The 17,202-nt window shown below is 69.1% G+C and carries 17 protein-coding genes; all 17 read right to left on the bottom strand.

The annotated features are described in order from the left end of the window. Positions 1-9: 9 nt before the first annotated feature. Positions 10-474: a DUF4150 domain-containing protein gene (locus D7V97_RS10675; RefSeq protein WP_120610510.1), complete on the bottom strand. Its 465-nt coding sequence runs from the start codon at positions 472-474 to the stop codon at positions 10-12. A 29-nt stretch (positions 475-503) separates the two neighbouring features. Further along, a complete protein-coding gene (locus D7V97_RS10670) occupies positions 504-1,520 on the bottom strand; it encodes a DUF2169 domain-containing protein (RefSeq protein WP_120610509.1) in 1,017 nt (338 codons plus the stop codon). Positions 1,521-1,532: 12 nt separating this feature from the next. After that, complete coding sequence (locus tag D7V97_RS10665; RefSeq protein ID WP_158623326.1) at positions 1,533-2,213, bottom strand: hypothetical protein; 681 nt, start codon at positions 2,211-2,213, stop codon at positions 1,533-1,535. Between the two features lie 23 nt (positions 2,214-2,236). Continuing rightward, positions 2,237-2,737 (bottom strand): hypothetical protein, encoded by a 501-nt coding sequence (locus tag D7V97_RS10660; RefSeq protein WP_120610507.1) that lies wholly within the window; start codon positions 2,735-2,737, stop codon positions 2,237-2,239. Positions 2,738-2,750: 13 nt separating this feature from the next. Further along, positions 2,751-3,233, bottom strand: a complete 483-nt coding sequence (locus D7V97_RS10655) for a hypothetical protein (protein WP_120610506.1) — start codon at positions 3,231-3,233, stop codon at positions 2,751-2,753. 11 nt (positions 3,234-3,244) lie between these two features. After that, positions 3,245-3,595 carry a hypothetical protein gene (locus D7V97_RS10650; protein WP_120610505.1) on the bottom strand — a complete coding sequence of 117 codons (351 nt, stop codon included), beginning with the start codon at positions 3,593-3,595 and terminating at the stop codon, positions 3,245-3,247. Positions 3,596-3,604: 9 nt separating this feature from the next. Then, positions 3,605-4,120, bottom strand: a complete 516-nt coding sequence (locus D7V97_RS10645; RefSeq protein WP_120610504.1) for a DUF4123 domain-containing protein — start codon at positions 4,118-4,120, stop codon at positions 3,605-3,607. Continuing rightward, the gene (locus tag D7V97_RS10640) at positions 4,117-6,447 is read right to left on the bottom strand and encodes a type VI secretion system Vgr family protein (protein ID WP_120610503.1); all 2,331 of its coding nucleotides are present in this window, start codon (positions 6,445-6,447) and stop codon (positions 4,117-4,119) included. Before D7V97_RS10640 ends, D7V97_RS10645 begins: the two co-directional genes overlap by 4 nt. Before the next feature lie 64 nt (positions 6,448-6,511). Beyond that, the gene (locus tag D7V97_RS10635) at positions 6,512-7,531 is read right to left on the bottom strand and encodes a hypothetical protein (protein WP_147444765.1); all 1,020 of its coding nucleotides are present in this window, start codon (positions 7,529-7,531) and stop codon (positions 6,512-6,514) included. A 17-nt stretch (positions 7,532-7,548) separates the two neighbouring features. Continuing rightward, positions 7,549-10,149: a type VI secretion system ATPase TssH gene (gene tssH / locus D7V97_RS10630; protein WP_304988501.1), complete on the bottom strand. Its 2,601-nt coding sequence runs from the start codon at positions 10,147-10,149 to the stop codon at positions 7,549-7,551. A gap of 115 nt (positions 10,150-10,264) precedes the next feature. Further along, complete coding sequence (gene tssG / locus D7V97_RS10625) at positions 10,265-11,311, bottom strand: type VI secretion system baseplate subunit TssG (protein WP_199728767.1); 1,047 nt, start codon at positions 11,309-11,311, stop codon at positions 10,265-10,267. Further along, positions 11,275-13,026 carry a type VI secretion system baseplate subunit TssF gene (tssF, locus tag D7V97_RS10620; protein WP_120610500.1) on the bottom strand — a complete coding sequence of 584 codons (1,752 nt, stop codon included), beginning with the start codon at positions 13,024-13,026 and terminating at the stop codon, positions 11,275-11,277. The genes tssG and tssF overlap by 37 nt, the downstream gene beginning before the upstream one ends. A gap of 37 nt (positions 13,027-13,063) precedes the next feature. Continuing rightward, the gene (gene tssE, locus D7V97_RS10615; protein ID WP_120610499.1) at positions 13,064-13,459 is read right to left on the bottom strand and encodes a type VI secretion system baseplate subunit TssE; all 396 of its coding nucleotides are present in this window, start codon (positions 13,457-13,459) and stop codon (positions 13,064-13,066) included. Between the two features lie 66 nt (positions 13,460-13,525). Next, a complete protein-coding gene (tssD, locus tag D7V97_RS10610) occupies positions 13,526-14,017 on the bottom strand; it encodes a type VI secretion system tube protein TssD (protein ID WP_120610498.1) in 492 nt (163 codons plus the stop codon). Between the two features lie 126 nt (positions 14,018-14,143). Next, positions 14,144-15,634 (bottom strand): type VI secretion system contractile sheath large subunit, encoded by a 1,491-nt coding sequence (gene tssC, locus D7V97_RS10605; RefSeq protein WP_120610497.1) that lies wholly within the window; start codon positions 15,632-15,634, stop codon positions 14,144-14,146. An 18-nt stretch (positions 15,635-15,652) separates the two neighbouring features. Continuing rightward, on the bottom strand, positions 15,653-16,165 hold the full coding sequence (gene tssB / locus D7V97_RS10600; protein WP_120610496.1) for a type VI secretion system contractile sheath small subunit: 513 nt from the start codon (positions 16,163-16,165) through the stop codon (positions 15,653-15,655). A 27-nt stretch (positions 16,166-16,192) separates the two neighbouring features. Continuing rightward, a partial coding sequence (locus D7V97_RS10595) for a type VI secretion system domain-containing protein (protein ID WP_199728766.1) occupies positions 16,193-17,202 on the bottom strand: 1,010 nt, incomplete at its 5' end.

Raw genomic sequence — 17,202 nt, 5'->3', positions numbered from 1 at the left:
GCGACGTGCCTAGACATCCTCTTCGCAGCAGAGGCACCTGGCCGGCCCCTCGCCACCGCCCATGGCGATGATGGGACCCTGCATGACCGGGAAGGGGGGCGTGTTCTTGTCGTTGTGAAGCATCAGGTCGAAGGCGCGCGCGACGTTCTTGCCCTCGAACTTCACGTCGAAGGAGTAGTTGACGAACTCGGCCTTGCCCTTGGTCTTGCTTGACGCCACGCCGCCTCCGGCCGTGCCGGCTTCGTCACCCGTGCTGGTGCTGAAGTTCGAATCCTTCACACAGACCGGGTTGCCCGCCACGGACACCTTCTTGGTGCCCTTCGCGGTGTCCGAGGACTGCGCCACGTTGGGATAGGGAATGGGCACCGGCCCGGCCGGAGTGGGGGTCTTGCACACGTCTGGGAATGCGGCGGTGACGCCACCACTGTCCTTCGTCACCACGGACAGCTTGTTCACTCCGGTATTGACAGACACGGGCTACCTCCAATGCGGATGCACTTCCCTCAAGTCTTCTTCGCCACCGTGATTCGCAGCCCACGGATGTCATGGATGCCGTCCCGCAGCACCACGTGTCCCCGCCACAGCAACACCACCTGGTTCTCATCCGGATCCAGGATGACCGTGTCCAGGGGCATTCCGGGCCTGGAGTCCTCTCCGCCGGCCTGTTCCACCGTCACTTCCGGCGCCTGGCCGGGGAGCGCGAAGGACAGTCTGCCTTGCGGGGATGCTCCCGCGATGACGATGGGCTCGTCACCCCTCAGGTGACCCGGGGCCACCAGCCCCGGCGCTCCCGCGTTGAAGAAGCGCCGGTCAAAGTCTTTCGGCAGCAGCGGCTTGCGCGTCTTGTTCCAGGCTTCGTCGTAGGTGCCGGCGTATCTCGCGCGCGGCTGCCAGTGCGGTGATGTGAAACCGAACCCCGCTGGCCTCACCTGCTGGCCGAAGTCGCGCACGGGGTCCACCGGGTCCTCCAGGTTGGGCAGCATCAGTCCCTCCTCGAAGTGGCGCGGGCTGGCCCGGAAGCCCGTGCCCACGGGGTTGCGCGGCTCGAAGGTGGGCCGCTGCGCGTCCGTCCGGTCCCAACCTCCGAACGCGCGCTCCCACGTCAGCGGAAGCCTGTCGAAGGACAGGGGCTTCGTCGCGGCCACGCGCCCCAGGTTCTTGAACCACGTGCGCTCGCCCACCACTCGCACGGCCTTCTTCAATGGGCCTGCCTGCAGCACCACCAGGGCCTCCGTGGCGCCCTTCTTCTCCGGATACGCATGTCCCAGGAGCACCACGTCCGTCGCGGGTTTGAGGAAGGCTCCCTCGGGCTCGTACCGCTCGCTGGACTCGCCGGGCTTGCCCCAGGACTCGCCACTCCAGTTGACGGGCACCTGCTGATCCGCGAGTCGCAGCCCCGTCGCCGTCAGCGTGTAGGTGGCCTTGACCACGATCAGGAGCAGGGGACGCCCCTCCTCGTCCGCCAGCCCCATCAGGGCGTGGGCGAACGGCGTTTCGTTCTCGATGGAGGGGTGTCCCATGGATGGCTGTACTCACCGCCCCGCGGTGAAGCCCTTTCGGAACGCCTGGACCGTAGGTGTTCCCCCGGGGCCCACCGTCACCGTGCCGGTGTCGCCCTCCAGGCTCGCCAGGGTCTCCTTGCCCTTCACGAAGCGCACGGTGGCGATGGCCCGGATGGCCTCACGTCCGTTCTTCTCGCTCCGCCCCAGCTCCTTCAATGCATGCGCGGCGACGTTCAACGCCAACTCCAACGCCAGCCGCCCCGGTTCATCGTCCAGCCCCACCCAGTCCACCTCGAAGCGCAGCACCTGCCCTCCCAGCGAACCCTCGCTGGGCCAGAACTGTTCGGTGATGCCCTTCGCGAGCTGCTCCGCCAGCTTCTGCAGATCCGACCGCGTTGGAAGGGGCCGCACCATCCCGGGCACCTGCGCGAGCCTGCCCGCGTCCGTCACCGTCACCGCCACCACGGACGCCAGATCCACGTACGTCACCGACTCGGACCGCGACAGCGCCTCCTTCTTCAACGCCAGCAGCACCGCCTCCTTCGGGAGGTAGTCCAGCAGCTCGCCGCTCACCTGATGGCCATGCGCCAGGTGCAGCGTGACGCCAATGGCAGGCAGGTCCTCGCCCGTCCGTCCCCGCGCCACCAGCGACGCGAGCTGCTCCAGCAGCTTCTCCACCCGCCGTGCCACCAACCGCTGCACGTTGTCCATGCGCATGCGCTCCTACCAGCGGGTCAGGGAGGGGAAGCCACGGGGCCGTAGAGCTGCTCTTCCAACGCGTGAATCATCTCCTCCATCTCCGCGCGGGAGCGCTTCTCCACGACATACGCCGTCAACAAACGCAGACAGAGCGGTTCACACCCGGCGGAGATCTCGCTGTTGATCGTCAGGTGCTCGATGACCTGCTCCTCCTGCGCATCCCCGAACACGTCCACCCAGGCGACGAAGGGATGGTAGGTGCCCCCCTGGTCGTGCGGCACGTCGTCCTCCGTGGGGGCGTATTGATTGAAGATGACCCCCCGGGCGAGCTCCGTGCAGAGCGTGCTGAAGATGAGTGAGCCGTCCCTGTCCGGAAGGGGCGCCATCCACCCCGTCCAGGCGTCCTTCGTCTGCTGCGCCACGGACTTGAACAGCTCCAGCCAGTACATCTGCGACATCAGGTACTGCTCCTCGTCCTCCCGGTAGCCGGAGAAGGGGAACTTCGGGTGCTTCTTGAGGGCGGTGAGGGCGTCCATGGGAGGGGGTCCGTCAGATGTTGAAGGCTTTTCCCGCGAGGACTTCGACGTCCATCCGGATGCCTCCTCGCAGCGCGGGCTTGGGGAAGCTCATCTTCACGACGGCGGAGACTCCGGCCGGCGGACGGGCCAGGACCCACCGTGTGAGCTGGGCGAAGGCCGTGGCCCGTTCCTCCTTCTCCCGCTTCGTCAGCATCGCATAGACGGCGCCGGCCAGCGCCACGCCCTGGGCCGCGGGCGGCGGCATGGGCTGCATCCAGGGCAGGGACTTCTCCAGCCCACCGCCCTGCGCTTGAACGCGGCCCCGGTGGTCCTCGGGGCACTTCGTCCGTGTCTTGGTATCCGTATCGGCGATGGTGCGGGGGAAGGTCCGCTCCGCCGCTTCATTCGCCACGTAGACGGCGGCCACCGTGGTGCCCACCACCACGATACCGAAGGCGATCCAACCGGGCGGACCGAACGCGAGCAGGGGTGCAGCGGGGGCGACTGCGGCCATGTTTCAGTCCCTCAGACTTTCTTGGACAGCGAATGGGCCAGCGAGCGCATGAGGAAATCCATCTTCGTGTCCGAGGTCATCAACGGGTCCTTGAGAAACCCCTGCACGTCCTCGGACGCGTGGAAGGCGGAACCACAGACGAAGGCGATGAAACACCACTTCGCCAGGTCCGCGTCGCGCCGGATGCCGTAGGCCCGGGCCACCTTCAGGTCGGCCGACACCCGCTCCTCCAGCGCTGGCCGCTCCACGGCGGCGACGGGTTCGGGCAGCTGCTGGGCGAGGTATTCGATGACGCGTCCGACGAACGCCTTGTCGAGCGCGCTCTCGAAGTCCTGCACCTGCTTCGGGGAGATCGTGAGCATGGTCGCGTCTCAGGGGGCCGCACGTGAAGCGCTCGGGGGACGGGCAAAGCGTAGCAGGCCGCCGTCCTCGGCTTCGGTGAAGAAGCAGTCGACCTCCGCGTAGAGCTCCGCCTGCTGTTGGGGCGTGCAGGTGGGAAGGAAGGTCCTCAGCACGCGCGGGTCGTAGAAGCGAAAATAGAGGCGCTTGCCGGTCGACTCCTCCTGCACCTTCAAGAACCTGCGCAGGTGTCTGCGCACGGCATCGAAGGGACTCGCTCCGGTCAGGAAGATGCCCCAGCTGCGGCCCCAGCCCGTTCCGATGAGGCGCTCGAGCAGCGCCTCCTCCTTCGTCAGCTCCACGAGGTACGGGGCGACGGAGGCCAGCTCCTCCGCCTCCGGCCCTTCGTAGAGTGAGCGGTAGGGCGCTCCAGCGCGCTTGAGCAGTGAAAGCACGCGCGGATCCCGGGCCGCGTCGAGCACGGCATAGACAGGCCCCGGGAGGGCCCGAAAGGCTTCGAGTGCCTTGGCTTCCATGGGAGGGCTCATGCGGACTTGCGCTTCTTCTCGCACTCCTCGCAGAACGGGGTGCCCTCGATGGCGGCGAGCTTGAGCGCCTCGGCCTGCGCGGAGGGTGGGGCGGCCGCCGCGAGCATCTGGACCTTGCTGCCCTTCATCTTGATGTCCGAGGAGCCCTCAATCGTGAAGGTCTTCGCCTGGAGCTGCACCTTGCCGGACTTCTCGACGTGGATGACGCGCTTGCCGTTGACGATGATGGAGAACGTGTCGGCCTTCAGCTCGAAGGTCTTCGCGAGCCACGCCGCCGGTTCCGTCACCTGCAGGTGCGTCGTCTTGCTCTGCTCGCCCGTGTCCTTGCCCACGGTCACCGTGGCGCCCCCAGTGACCTCCGAGTTCCAATCCCCGCCGACCTTCGCGTCCTTGTCCTTCGCGATGGTCTCCTGGCGGCTGCCCAGGACGAGCTCCGTGTAGGCCGCGCCCGTCTGGCGGAACGCAAGGCCGCCCACCGCCTCGTTCATCGCGAGCCCCACGCTGACGGCGTAGCCGCCCCCGATGGTGAGCGCCTTGGCCGCGCCCACCGTCTCCGCCGCCGCCTGCGTGATGGTGCCCGTGAAGGTCTTCGCCACGACGATGGACTGGTTGCCTTCCACCTCCTCGGAGTGGTCCGCCACCGTGCCCGTGGAGCGGTTGCCGCGCACCTGGAGCGTCTGGTCGCCCTCCACGAGGCTCGCGTCATCCAGCGAGACGGACAGCGTCTGGTGGCCTTCGATGGTCCGCACACGGACCTTCTTCACCAGCAGGTCCTCGTAGCCCACCACCGCCTGGGCCTTGTCGTTCTCCGTCAGCAGGTCCTTGTCCTTCTGCGCGTGGATGAAGATCTCCTCCTCGCTCGCGGCATCCTCGATGCGGAACTCGTTGAAGCCGTCGCTGCCCAGGCTGGAGGCGCTCTTCAGCGTCGACTTCGTCTTCTCGTCCGGCAGGGCGTACGGCGTGGGGTTGGTTCCGTTGTAGACGGTGCCCGCGATGAGCGGCCGGTCGGGGTTGCCCTCCAGGAAGCGCACCAGCACCTCCTGGCCGATGCGTGGCAGGTACACATGCCCCCAGGCCGGCCCGCCCCAGGTCTGGCCCACGCGCACCCAGCACGAGGACTTGTCGTCCCGCGCGCCCTCCCGGTCCCAATGGAACAGCACCTTCACGCGGCCGTGCGCGTCGGTGTGGATCTCCTCTCCCGCGGGCCCCACGACCGTCGCCGTCTGCACGCCGGAGATCCGCGGCACCGGCGTGACGCGCCGGGGCCGGAAGGGGACGCTCGCCGGCAGCAGGCGGAAGCGATTCTGGTACAGCCCCTGGAGGGCTTCGGCGCCCCCGAGCGTGTCCGGCTGCAGCCCCGTGTGCACCACCTCCACCACCGTGTACTCGCCCGCGAAAGCGCCATCCCCCGGCGAGTCCACGTCGAACTGGTAGCCCGGCGTCAGCCGGGGGCACACGCTCTCTCCGGCGAAGGTGTGGCTCCCCTGCGCCTTCTCCTCCATGCGCACCTTCGCCGCGCCCTTGCCGGTGCCGGGGGCCACGTACTCGCCGGGGTAGTCGTACAGCTCCAGCGCCGCCACGCCTTCCGACGCGGCCTTCGCGGAGGTGTCCACCGCGGGCTTCTCGAAGTCGTAGTCCTTCAGGTGCACGGCGCCCGGACGCAGGCGCCGCACGGCCTGCAGGGCGTGGAGGTACTCGCCGTCCGCCGCGCGCCCGTCGTCGTCGCGCAGCGGCAGGGTGCTCCCGCCGGGCAGCGGCTCGTGCGCCCCGGAGCTGTCTCCCAGCACCAGCGTGTGCGAGTCCTCGGTGTGCTGGAAGTAGAAGAAGATGCCCTCCCACTCCAGCAGCCGGCGGACGAAGTCGAGGTCCGACTCGCGGTACTGCACGCAGTACTCGCGCGCGGTGTAGCTGCCCTGGAGCGACAGCTTCAGCTCCACCCCCGCCTCGTCGAGCACCGTCTTCACCACCTCCGGCACCGTCTGGTGCTGGAAGAGGCGGCTGCGGCGCACGTGCTGGAGGCTCAGCACCTGGGGGCCCACCCAGACGCGGTAGCACCAGCGCCCGCCCACCTGGCCCAGCGACTCGGCGCGGAACACCCGTCCGTGCACGTTCCTCGCGGCGGCCTGGCCCACGCGCACCTGGAGCAGCGCGGGCGTGTTGATCAGCTCGGCTTGCGTCAGCGGCTCGCCGTCCGTGGCGTGGAAGTCGATGATGAACTCATAGGGACGGCTGAGGGCCTCCGTGCCGGAGAAGCGGCTCACGACGAGCGTGTCCGCCCCGTGGGAGCCGATCTGCAGCGAATAGGCTGGTGCTTGCGTTCGTGCCATACAGCCCCCCGCCCAGGTCTCCGGGCGTTGATCCGACGAAGGTGGAATCGCTACGGCAAAGGCTTCAAGGCTTCGCGCCGGAGGCGGTCTTCGGAGCGCTGTCCTTCGGCTCGGGCGGGGCTTCGAGCGGCACCACCTCCTGCTCCGGCAGCGGCTTCGCTCCGGCCAGCAGCTGCTGCTCGATCATCCGCACCCACAGCGACGGCGCGCTGCCCGTGAGGACGCTGTCCTGTACCGTGAGCTCCCGGTGGTCCTGCGCGCGGCGGTAGAGGCGGGGCGCCACGGCCGGCTGTTTCGGATCCGAATCGCTCACCTGCACCTGCTCCTGCACGGTGATGCCGTCGGCCTTGAATGACACCGTCGAGGCCAGCTCGTACGTCCGGCGCAGGCCGTTGGGCAGCGTGAACGACAGCTCGCGGCTGAGCGGGAACCACGCCGCGCCCAGGCACGCCTTGTCCTTGCTGGACACGGCCTCTCCGAAGAAGCGGTGGCTGCGCAGGGGCATGATGCGCACCGCGCGCCGGCAGACCTGCTCCTCCGACGCGTCGGTGGTGCAGGCGTCCCCTTCGGCCACCAGGACCTCCGTGCCGGCCACGCGCTCCATCCGCAGCTTCGCGCGCAAGGGCAGCGCGCGCAGCGTGCCCAGGGCCTCCACGGAGAAGCCCGTCTCCGTCGTGTGCACCCGCGCGACGGGGCCCACGCCCTCGCCGTTGGTGTACCGGCGCGTGATGACCCAGACCAGCCGCTCGTGGGCCTGGAGCGTCTCCAGCACCAGGTCCTGCTCCGTCAGCTGCGCTGGCGGGGGCAGGGGTTCGGAGGGCGGGCCCGGCTCGCGGCACTCGTCCTGCGTCGGGTCCTGCCAGACCACCGGCGCGCCCGAGCAGTCCACCGCGGGCCGGGGCACCACGTTGCGGTCCTTGTCGTAGCCGTGCAGCAAGAGCGCGAACCACAGGTCCGGCGTGGGCGCGGAGCGCTCGTTGAAACCGGCGTCCTTCTGGCAGAGCCGGGGCGCGGGCGCGGTGGTGGCGCACCCCGCCAGCAGGCCCAGCGCGACGGCTGTGAGCAATCCCTGTCGTGTCATCATGGAGGTCGCCATCCGGCTCAGGCTCCGGAGAACTGGAGGTCCCAGTCTCCTTCGGCGGTCAGTGCGATGTGCAGGCGGGGAGGCACCGCGCCTCCCGCCAGCTTCTGCAGCAGGTCCCGCGACAGCGCGGGCATCAGCGAGCCCTGGAGGATCTGCTCCAGGTTGCGCGCGCCCGTCTCGGATTCGGTGCAGCGGCGGGCAAGCTCGTCCAGCAGCTCCGGCGCGAGCGTCGTCTCCACGCCGTGCGCCGTGCGCAGCCGGCTCACCAGCTTGTCGAGCTTCATCTCCGCGATCTGCCGCATCACGTCGCGCTGCACCGGCCCGAAGGGCACGATGGTCATGCGCGCCAGCAGCGCCGGCTTGAAGTGCTGGCTCAGGGCAGGGCGGATCGCCGTCATCACCTGCTCGGCGGTGGGCGTCGCGTCCCCTTCGAACATCCGCATCACGATGTCCGACGCGAGGTTGCTCGTCAGGATGATGACCGTGTTGCGGAAGTCCACGGCGCGGCCCTCGCCGTCCGTGAGCATCCCCTTGTCGAACACCTGGTAGAAGAGGTTCATCACCTCCAGGTCGGCCTTCTCGCACTCGTCGAGCAGCACCACGGAGTAGGGCCGCTGGCGCACCGCCTCCGTCAGCAGGCCGCCCTCGCCGTAGCCCACGTAGCCCGGGGGCGAACCGATGAGCCGGGAGACGGTGTGCTTCTCCTGGAACTCGCTCATGTTGAGCGTCGTCATGAACCGCTCGCCGCCGTAGAGGCTGTCGGCCAGCGCGAGCGCCGTCTCCGTCTTGCCCACGCCGCTGGGGCCCACGAAGAGCAGCACGCCAATGGGCGTGTCCGGGTTGCGGATGCCCGCCTGGGAGATGCGGATGATCTCCGCCACCTTGCGCACCGCCGCGTCCTGGCCCCGCACGCGCGAAGCCAGCTTCGTCTCCAGGCTCAGCACCGCCTCAATCAGGTCGCTGCGCATCTTGCCCACGGGCACGCCCGTCCAACTGGACACGACACGCGCCACGATGTCTGCGTCCACGTCCGCGTGGACCAGCGGCTCCTCGCCGCGCGCCTGCGACAGCTTCGCGGAGGCCTCGTCCACCTCGGCCCGCAGCGGCTGCCGGTCCGCGTCCGGCGCGGACGTGGCGAGCGCCTTCCGGGCCGCTGACAGCCTCGCCACCGCCGCCCGCTCCACCTCCCAGCGCCCGTGCAGCGTGGCCAGCTGATCCCGCACCGCGGCCAGCCGCTCCTCCACCTGCACCACCGCGCCCGCGTCCCCCGGGTGGCCTTCCGACAGGTCGCGCTGGCGGGCATCGCGCTCGCGCTCCAGGCCGGCGATCTGTTGCTCCAGGGCCACCAGCTCGTCGGGCCGCGTGGACTGTTCAATCTTCACGCGCGCCGCCGCGGTGTCGAGCAGGTCCACCGCCTTGTCCGGGAGCTGCCGGCCGGAGATGTAGCGCTGGGACAGGCGCACGGCGGCGGTGACGGCCTCGTCGCGGATGGTGACGCCGTGCGCGGCCTCGTAGGTGGCCCGGAGCCCGCGCAGCATCAGCTCCGCGTCCTCGACGCCCGGCTCCTCCACCTTCACGGGCTGGAAGCGGCGCTCCAGCGCGGCGTCCTTCTCGAAGTACTTCTTGTATTCGCTCCACGTGGTCGCGGCGAGCGTGCGCAGCTCGCCACGCGCGAGCGCCGGCTTGAGCAGGTTCGCCGCGTCGCTGCCTCCCGCGGAGCCTCCCGCGCCGATGATGGTGTGCGCCTCGTCGATGAAGAGCACGATGGGGGTGGGGGAGGCCTTCACCTCGGAGATGACGGCCTTGAGGCGGTTCTCGAACTCACCGCGCACGCCCGCGCCGGCCTGCAGCAGGCCCAGGTCCAGCCCCAAGAGCTCCACGTTCTTCAGCGCGTCCGGGACCTCGCCCTTCACGATGGCCCACGCCAGCCCCTCCACGAGCGCCGTCTTCCCCACGCCCGGCTCGCCCACCAGGATGGGGTTGTTCTTCCGGCGCCGCGACAGGATGTCCACCATCTGGCGGATCTCCCGGTGCCTGCCGAAGATGGGATCGATCTTCCCCTCGCGCACGCGGCCGGTGAACGACGTGGTGAAGCGCTTGAGGGACTCGTCCCCGCGCCCTCCCGCCTGCGCGCCTGGCGAACCTCCTCCCGTGGAAGCCTCCGGCGGCGCCACCTCCACCGTCTCCGCGGAGGGGCGCAGCACCACCTCCAGCGAGTCCATCAGCTCGTCGCGCGAGATGGCGTCGAGCTCCGGGAACAGCTCCGCCGTGTAGCGGCTGCGCCGGGTGATGAACTGCGCGAACAGCACGCCCGAGCGCAGGCGCGTGGCCCCCTGCTCCACGGATGCCTGCAACCAGGCGTCTTCAATCCACTGGAAGAGCGTCTCGGAGAACACGGGCCGGCCCGGGGTGCCGGCGCGCATGCCCTGGAGCGCGCGGTCCACGCTCGTGGCCAGCCTCCGGCGGTCCACCTGGAAGTGGCTCAGGATGCGCGCGACGTCGGAGTCCTCCGCCTCCAGCAGCTGCGCGAGCAGGTGCTCGACGACGATTTCATAGAAGCGTCCCGTGCTGGCGCGGGCGACGGCCGCCTCCAGCAGGCGGGTGGACGTGGGCGTCAGGCGACGGACGAGCGCCTTGGGGTCGACACGGATGGGAACACCCTCCTCGACGGCATGAAACGGGGGTCCGGGTTCCCCGGGGGCCGTGAGCCCCAGGGAGCCGGTGGCGCGAAGGTCACGCGCCGGGGACGTTCAGTCGGTTCTGCTGGCCGTTGCCGAGCCACGTGTCCCGGCCCAGCCGCGATGCCTTGTGGTTGTGCATCGAAAGGAAGAACGTCTGACGGACGCTCTCGGTGAGCCCCAGCTCCAGCTCGTACTCCAGGGGGTCGCGCAGGAAGAGCGCCATCACCTCGCGCACCAGCGGCAACAGGTCCCCGTCCGGCAGCAGGCGCTTGTAGGCGCGCGGCGGAAGCGGGCCGATGGCGAGCTGGATCTTCCCCGTGCGATCGAACGCCTTGCCGCCCAGGAGCATGTTGCGGCCCAGCTGGTGGAACGAGTGCCCCAGCCGCGTGCGCGCGTCGATGTCCACCCACCGCCCCATGAACTGGCGCACGGTGACGGTCGCTCCCTCCAGGTCCCCGCCCAGCGCCTCCTGGAGCGCCACCTCCAGCTTCTCCGCGGTGCGCACCTGGCTGGCCAGCAGCGGGACGATCCTCAGCAGCCGCGCGATGGGCAGCTTGCTGTCGGAGTGCTGCTCGTAGGTGTCGAACCCCGCGAGCGCCAGCAGCCGCCGGGACCACTGGTCCGTGAAGCCCGTGTTGGACTCGCTGGTGACGCGGTAGCGGGCCTCCAGCCGGTAGAGCAGGGACAGGAGCCGGTGGTGGAACAGGTCCAGGAACTCGCGCCGCACGGCGTGGTCCGGATCCTCCTGCGCCACCTCCTCCGCCAGGTACATGGGCAGCGGGCTGACGGTGCCGGTGAGCCCGAGGAAGCGCGTGGCGACCTCGAAGAGGGGACGGCGCGCGGACGGCTCCTCCGCGCGCACGGGCACCTCGCGCAGGGTGACGCTGCTCACGTCTCCGGAGGAGAACCCCAGCGAAGGGTCGTGCCGGAAGCGGATCATCTCCTCGCTCACCGGCCCCACGTCGCCCACCCGCACGGCGCCTTCCGTCAGTCGCTCCAGGTAGGCCACGAGCGGAAAGAACCCCAGCCGGGGTGCGGCGTCCGCGAGCTCGCGGCTGGCCTCTACGAGATGCGCTGGGAGCCGTTCCTCGGGCGCCACGAGAACTCCGTCTGAGAGGGGTGGAGGCGGACGTTCAGCTCGCTGAAGGAGTTGATGGTCACGTTCGACGCCAGCAGTTCGTCCAGGATGCAGCCGAAGAGGAAGGCGTCTCCCACGCCCTGGAAGTTCTTCTCGTCCACGTCGATGACGGTGAGGTTGCCGCGCAGGGGCGCGCCCTCCAGGAAGCGCGTGACGGGCTTCGCGTTCAGCGCCCGCACGGCGTCCACACGCTGCCGGCTGGCGCGCGAGGCCAGGTTGTCCGCCAGCGCCTGGAAGTTGTAGAGGTCCAACAGCCGCCGCAGCGCCGCCGCGTCCGACAGCGAGCGCTGGTTCACGGCCAGGTGCGACAAGAGCCGCCAGTGCAGCTCCGACCCCAGGGGCGCCCGCGCGGGCCGGCTCACCGGGGCGATGTTCTTGAACTTCGCCTGCGTGGGCGACGCCGACGTGGAGGCCGTGAGGTCGCCCACCTGCAACCGCGAGGGCAGGGACCGGTTGGTGCACGTCAGGTCGATGGAGAGCACCTCCTCCGAGCCCAGCGTTGGCGCCACGTCGCGCGGCGTCTCCAGCGTGAGGTAGGTGTCGATGCCGTCGTCGATGGGCGAGTGCACGCGCCGCACGCGGAAGAAGGACGTCTCCGCGCCCTCGCCCCGGGTGTGCTCGAAGTCGAAGAAGGGCCGGTAGGAGCGGCGCTCGTTGCGGCCGGCCTGCATGCCCGTCACCGCGTCCACCGAGTAGATCTCCGCGTGCTGCGGCGGCAGGTCCGCGGCCCGCAGCAGGTGCTCGCGGTCCAACGCGTGGTGGAGGATGGGATCCGCGGGCACCTGGAACAGGTTGATGACCGGCGCGCAGTGCAGCCGGAACATCTCCCGCGTGATGCGCGCGTCCATGGGCGGCGGACGCTCCAGCTCGAAGGCGAGCTCGAACCTGTCCTCCGCGATGGAGGCGCCCGCGTCCAGCCCCCGCACGTCGAAGAACAGGAACTTCTCCGGCAGCGTGAAGTACTCCTGGAGCAGCCGGTAGCCCTCCGTGGCCTTGGGCCAGGGCAGCAGCTTGAAGTCGCGCTCGAAGCCCGTGGCGCGCACCGCGTCCGGGGGCAGCCGGATGCCCGGGCCGGTATCGGAGGCCCCGCGCACGCGCACGGCCTTGCAGTAGCGCAGCAGCCACAGCAGCACGAGCGAGCTCGCGGACAGCTCCCCCTGGATGAACAGGCGCACGCCCGCGGCGCGGAACACCTCCGCGCGGCCCTGCTCGTGCGTCTGGAAGGACAGGCGCAGCACGGGCGACGTCAGCGACGAGCGGTCCAACACCGCGTCCTGGAGCGTCAGCGGCAGCAGGTCCACGTCCGCCGTGGTGCGGAAGACGCAGGACGTGCCGTCGAGCGGCTGCGACGCCACCTCCGCGCCCGCGGGGATGCGCGAGCGGCCGCGCAGCGCCCGCACCTGCGTGGTGAACTCCACGATGGTGGTGGCGGGCAGCGGCCGCAGGTAGTGCGGCAGCAGCAACTCCGTGAGGCCGTGCACCATCTCCGGGACGTTGTCGTCCAGGCGCTCGCGGATGCGCGCGGTGAGGAAGGCGAAGCCCTCCAGCAGCCGCTCCACGTCCGGGTCCGCGCCGCGCTCCACCAGCAGGCCCGCGACGCTGGGATTCGCCAGCCCGAAGGCGCGGCCCATCTCCCGCAGGTAGGACAACTCGCTCAGGTAGTACTTGCTGAACATCCGCGTCCCCCGTCTCGTGGTGTGGCGTGTCCCCGGCTCACCACAGGTCCACCTTGCCGCCCGGGTGGACGTGCGTGTGGAAGCGCAGCGCGCCGCGCTGGCCCCGCCAGGACAGCTGCGCGCTGATGTCGAACATCAGCGCCGTCGGGTCGTCCTCGTTGGGCTGGTGGGTCACCACCACGCTCTTCAGGCGCGGCTCGAACTCCTGGATGGCCATGCGGATGGACTGCTGCATTCTCGGGATGGCGGACGGGTACATGTGCACGACGTCGTTGAAGTCGAGGATGCCGAAGTTCGGCGCCGCGGCGGACTCGCCCCGACGGGTGTTGAGCAGCACGCGCAGGTGCGCGGCCACCGACTCGACGATGTCCCCCTGGGACACCAGCGAGCCCTGACCGGCGGCAAGACGGGAGAGCAGTCCTCGTTCAGCCATGGGCAAAAGGGCAGACGCGAAGCGTCCTTCCAGCAGCCGTGGAAGGACGCCCCGCGAAGGCTGCGACTAGCGCTGCGTCGCCCAGGAATCCTCGTGCGTCACGCCACCGTTCGTGTACGTCCAGTTGATGGTGTGGAACACGAAGGTGACCTCCTCCAGGGGCGGCTCGGTGGAGGTGGCGGGGATGATGGTGTTGGGCACCGTCTGCTTGATGCTGCCGATGCGGCCCTGCGCGAAGCCCACCGTGTAGAACTGCTCGGTGGTGCCGTCACCGGTGGGGTTGGGGCGGAAGAACTTCAGCACGCCCTCCACCACCTGGTTCTCCGCGAGCGCCTTCATGAGCAGCGGCGAACTCTTGTCGATGCGCTTGCGGATGAGCAGGGGCGGGTACTGGCGGCGCCCCGTGGCCAGGCCGGAGCCCGCCTCGCGGGCCGTGATGACCTCCTGCTCGTAGTAGACGCACTCGATGGAGCCTTCGCGCCCCAGGCTCGTCTGGGTGCTCTCACCCTTGATTTCGCTGCCGTTCGCCTTCAGGAACAGATGTACTGTCTCAGCCATTTTCGGCCACCTCGTGCGCGTTTGGCTTCTTGCGCGTTGGACCCGGCCCGCGGGAGGGCGGATCGGGTGTGATGGAGCCCCCCGACTACATGGGCGATACGACAGGCGATCTCAGACGAGAGGGGCTCACTCCTTGTCGAGCTTTCCAACCAGCGACAGCGTGAAGGACACGCCCATGTATTTGAAATGCGGGCGCACCTGGAGGTTGCAGCGGTACCAGCCCGGCTGGCCCTCCACGTCCTCGACCGTCACCCGCGCGGCGCGCAGCGGACGGCGCGAGCGCACGGCGGGGGCCGGATCATCCATGTCCGCGATGTACTGGCTCATCCACTGGTTGAGCTCGCGCTCCAAATCCGCGCGCTCCTTCCAGCTGCCAATCTGCTCGCGCTGCAGCACCTTCACGTAGTGCGCCAGGCGGGTCATGATGAACATGTAGGGCAATTGCGTGCCCAGCCGGTAGTTCGTCTCCGCGGCCTTGCCCTCCGGCGACGAGCCGAAGAACTTGGGCTTCTGCGTGGAGTTGGCGGAGAAGAACGCCGCGTTGTCCGCGTCCTTGCGGAACACCAGGCCGATGAAGCCCTCCTCGGAGAGCTCGAACTCGCGGCGCTCCGTGAGCATGACCTCCGTGGGGATCTTCGTCTGGATCTCCCCCATCGCCTCGTACTGGTGCAGGGGCAGGGTCTCCACCGCGCCGCCGGACTGGGGCCCGATGATGTTCGGGCTCCAGCGGAACTTGCCGAACGAGTCCGTCACGCGCGTGGCGAACGCCGTGGACGCGTAGCCCCACAGGTAGCGGTCGTGGTGGCCGACGACGTCCTCGGTGAAGTTGAACGCCTTCACCGGCACCGTCTTCTCGCCGTACGGCAGGCGCAGCAGGAAGCGCGGCAGGCACAGGCCCACGTAGCGCGCGTCCTCGCTCTCCCGGAAGGAGTGCCAGCGCGCGTACTGCGGGCCTTCGAAGAAGGACTTGAGGTCCTTCATGTTCGGCAGGTTGAGGAAGCTCTCCTCGCCGAAGAACTCCGGGCTGGCGTTGGCGATGAACGGCGCGTGCGCCATGGCCGCCACGGACGCGCACTTGCGCAGCAGGTCCACGTCCTGCGGGCCGGGCCCGAAGTCGTAGTTGCCGGTGATGAGCCCGTAGGGCTTGCCGCCGAAGACGCCGTACTCGTTGGAGTACGCGATGCGGTACAGGCCCGACTTCACGACCTCCGGGGCGTCGTCGAAGTCCTTGAGCAGGTCCGCCTTGGAGACGTTGAGCATCTCCACGCGGGTGTTCTCGCGGAAGTCCACGCGGTCCACCAGGAACTTGAGCGAGCGCCAGGACGACTCCAGCGTCTGGAACTGCTTGTCATGGAGGATCTCATTGACCTGCGCGCTCATGCGCTGGTCGATCTCCGCGATCATCGCGTCCACCAGCGCCTTGTCGATGCGCTCCTCGCCGCGGTCCGGCGCCAGCATCTCCGTGATGAAGGCCTGCACGCCCTTCTTGGCGATGTCATAGCCCTCGTCCTTGGGCTTGAGCTTCGCCTCGGAGAGGATTTCGTCGAGCAACGACGGGGAGCCGAGAGCGATCGCGGCTTCCGCTGCGGAATTGGGGGTCTGGGTCTGGGTGCTCATGTTCGCGCTCGTTTCGGATTACTTGGTCGGGGCGGCGGCGATGGCTTCCGGCTTGATTCCGAGTTCCTCAATGAGCTTCTTGCGGCCTTCCTCGTCGTTCAGCATGGACTGCAGCTTCTTGCGGAAGGCCGGGAGGTTGCCCAGGGGCCCCTTGAGGGCGTTGAGCGCGCCGCGCAATTCCAGCAGCTTCTTCAGCTCCGGCACCTGGTTGACGACGCTCTCGGGCGCGAAGTCAGACAGGCTCTTGAACTCGAGCGTGACGGACATGGTTGCGCCCGCCTCGTTGGAGAGCTTGTCGGCGGCGGAGAGCGTGACGCGCAGGTCCTGCTGGGCCATCACGTCGTTGAAGTTGCTCTTGTCGACGTTGATGGGAGCGCGCTGCTCCAGCGGCCGGTCGTCCTCGCGGCCGGTGAAGTCTCCCATCACGAGAGTCTTCAGAGGCAGCTCCACCTGCTCCTGCGCATTGCCGGTGGCGGGCTTGTAGACGATGTTGACGCGTTCGGTCGGGGCGACGGAGTTTTCCTTGCTCATCTTCGGTTTTCTCCTGGGGTGAAAGGGTTAGGAGGCGGTCGGGTCCGGTTGGGACGCCGCGGTCGCTTCCAGTCGTTCGACGCGTACGCGCAACGCGGCCGGTGCATCGAGTTGCGCGAGACGACGATAACGAAGCTGTAGGTTCATTTCCAGACGTCCCTCATCTTTTGCCTGGGCGATGACAGACGTCAGCAAGCCTTCAAGGCACGCGGCGGCGAGCGCCGGCTCCCATGCATCCAACTGCTTCGCGCTGCACTCCGCGTCGAGCTGCTCGAACAGCGTCTGGGCGAGTAAGAGTTTGCCGGAATTGGCACACATGCGTGCCAGGGATAGGCGCGCCATGAAACGCGCCCTTCCGGTGGTCGTCGCATTCACCGCCGACTGGAGCCGCGCGAGGGCCTCCTCGGGTTTGCCGGTGTCAAACAAGATGCGGGCCTGTTCCTCCAGGGCCGCGCTCCCTCCGGTGACAGCCGGTGTCTCGAATTGGGGCGGCGGCAGGAAGACGTTCTGGGCGCGCGGCGCGGTGGGCGCGCCCTGCTGAGGCAGGACCTCCGCGCTGAGCCACTGCTTCGTCGCGGCGTCCGTGAGGGGCGTGCCATCCGAAGTGATGAGCTCCACCACGCCAGGCATCCGGCGCAGGAGCGCGGTCAACTCCAGCACCAGCGCCTCGCGTGCGGCGGCGTGCGTGGGGCCGAGCCCCGCCAGGGCGTTGGCGACGTAGCGCTGCAACTCCAGCGCGAAGCGGTGCTGCACCAGCGCGGACTCCGCCTCTTCGAGCAGCTCCGCCCACCGGGAGTGGGTGGCCATGCGCTCCAGCCGCTCCCGCATCGCGGGAGGGAAGGGGGGCAGCGAGGTGCGTCCGTTGGCGCCGGGGGCGGGCGGCTGTGACAGGTGCAGCCACAGGCCGGTGCGGAGCATCCGGTAGGCGAGCGGATCCGCCGTGTTCGCCCGGCGCACCAGGCCCGCGGCGCTGACGATGGAGGCTCCGACGTTGCGCAGGAAGTCCGTCGCGGCCTCGGGGCTCGCGAGCTCCGCGG

Origin of the sequence: Corallococcus sp. CA053C (genome assembly GCF_003611675.1) — a bacterium.
Taxonomy (GTDB): domain Bacteria; phylum Myxococcota; class Myxococcia; order Myxococcales; family Myxococcaceae; genus Corallococcus.
This window is presented reverse-complemented; position numbering and strand designations above follow the sequence as displayed.

What these genes read in the sequence shown, in the direction of transcription:
- tssF (WP_120610500.1), bottom strand. Translation starts at nt 13,026, where the DNA reads ATGTTCAGCAAGTACTACCTGAGCGAGTTGTCCTACCTGCGGGAGATG.
- tssD (WP_120610498.1), bottom strand. Translation starts at nt 14,017, where the DNA reads ATGGCTGAGACAGTACATCTGTTCCTGAAGGCGAACGGCAGCGAAATC.
- D7V97_RS10660 (WP_120610507.1), bottom strand. Translation starts at nt 2,737, where the DNA reads ATGGACGCCCTCACCGCCCTCAAGAAGCACCCGAAGTTCCCCTTCTCC.
- D7V97_RS10640 (WP_120610503.1), bottom strand. Translation starts at nt 6,447, where the DNA reads ATGGCACGAACGCAAGCACCAGCCTATTCGCTGCAGATCGGCTCCCAC.
- D7V97_RS10645 (WP_120610504.1), bottom strand. Translation starts at nt 4,120, where the DNA reads ATGAGCCCTCCCATGGAAGCCAAGGCACTCGAAGCCTTTCGGGCCCTC.
- tssC (WP_120610497.1), bottom strand. Translation starts at nt 15,634, where the DNA reads ATGAGCACCCAGACCCAGACCCCCAATTCCGCAGCGGAAGCCGCGATC.
- D7V97_RS10665 (WP_158623326.1), bottom strand. Translation starts at nt 2,213, where the DNA reads ATGGACAACGTGCAGCGGTTGGTGGCACGGCGGGTGGAGAAGCTGCTG.
- tssB (WP_120610496.1), bottom strand. Translation starts at nt 16,165, where the DNA reads ATGAGCAAGGAAAACTCCGTCGCCCCGACCGAACGCGTCAACATCGTC.
- tssE (WP_120610499.1), bottom strand. Translation starts at nt 13,459, where the DNA reads ATGGCTGAACGAGGACTGCTCTCCCGTCTTGCCGCCGGTCAGGGCTCG.
- D7V97_RS10635 (WP_147444765.1), bottom strand. Translation starts at nt 7,531, where the DNA reads ATGATGACACGACAGGGATTGCTCACAGCCGTCGCGCTGGGCCTGCTG.
- D7V97_RS10655 (WP_120610506.1), bottom strand. Translation starts at nt 3,233, where the DNA reads ATGGCCGCAGTCGCCCCCGCTGCACCCCTGCTCGCGTTCGGTCCGCCC.
- D7V97_RS10650 (WP_120610505.1), bottom strand. Translation starts at nt 3,595, where the DNA reads ATGCTCACGATCTCCCCGAAGCAGGTGCAGGACTTCGAGAGCGCGCTC.
- D7V97_RS10670 (WP_120610509.1), bottom strand. Translation starts at nt 1,520, where the DNA reads ATGGGACACCCCTCCATCGAGAACGAAACGCCGTTCGCCCACGCCCTG.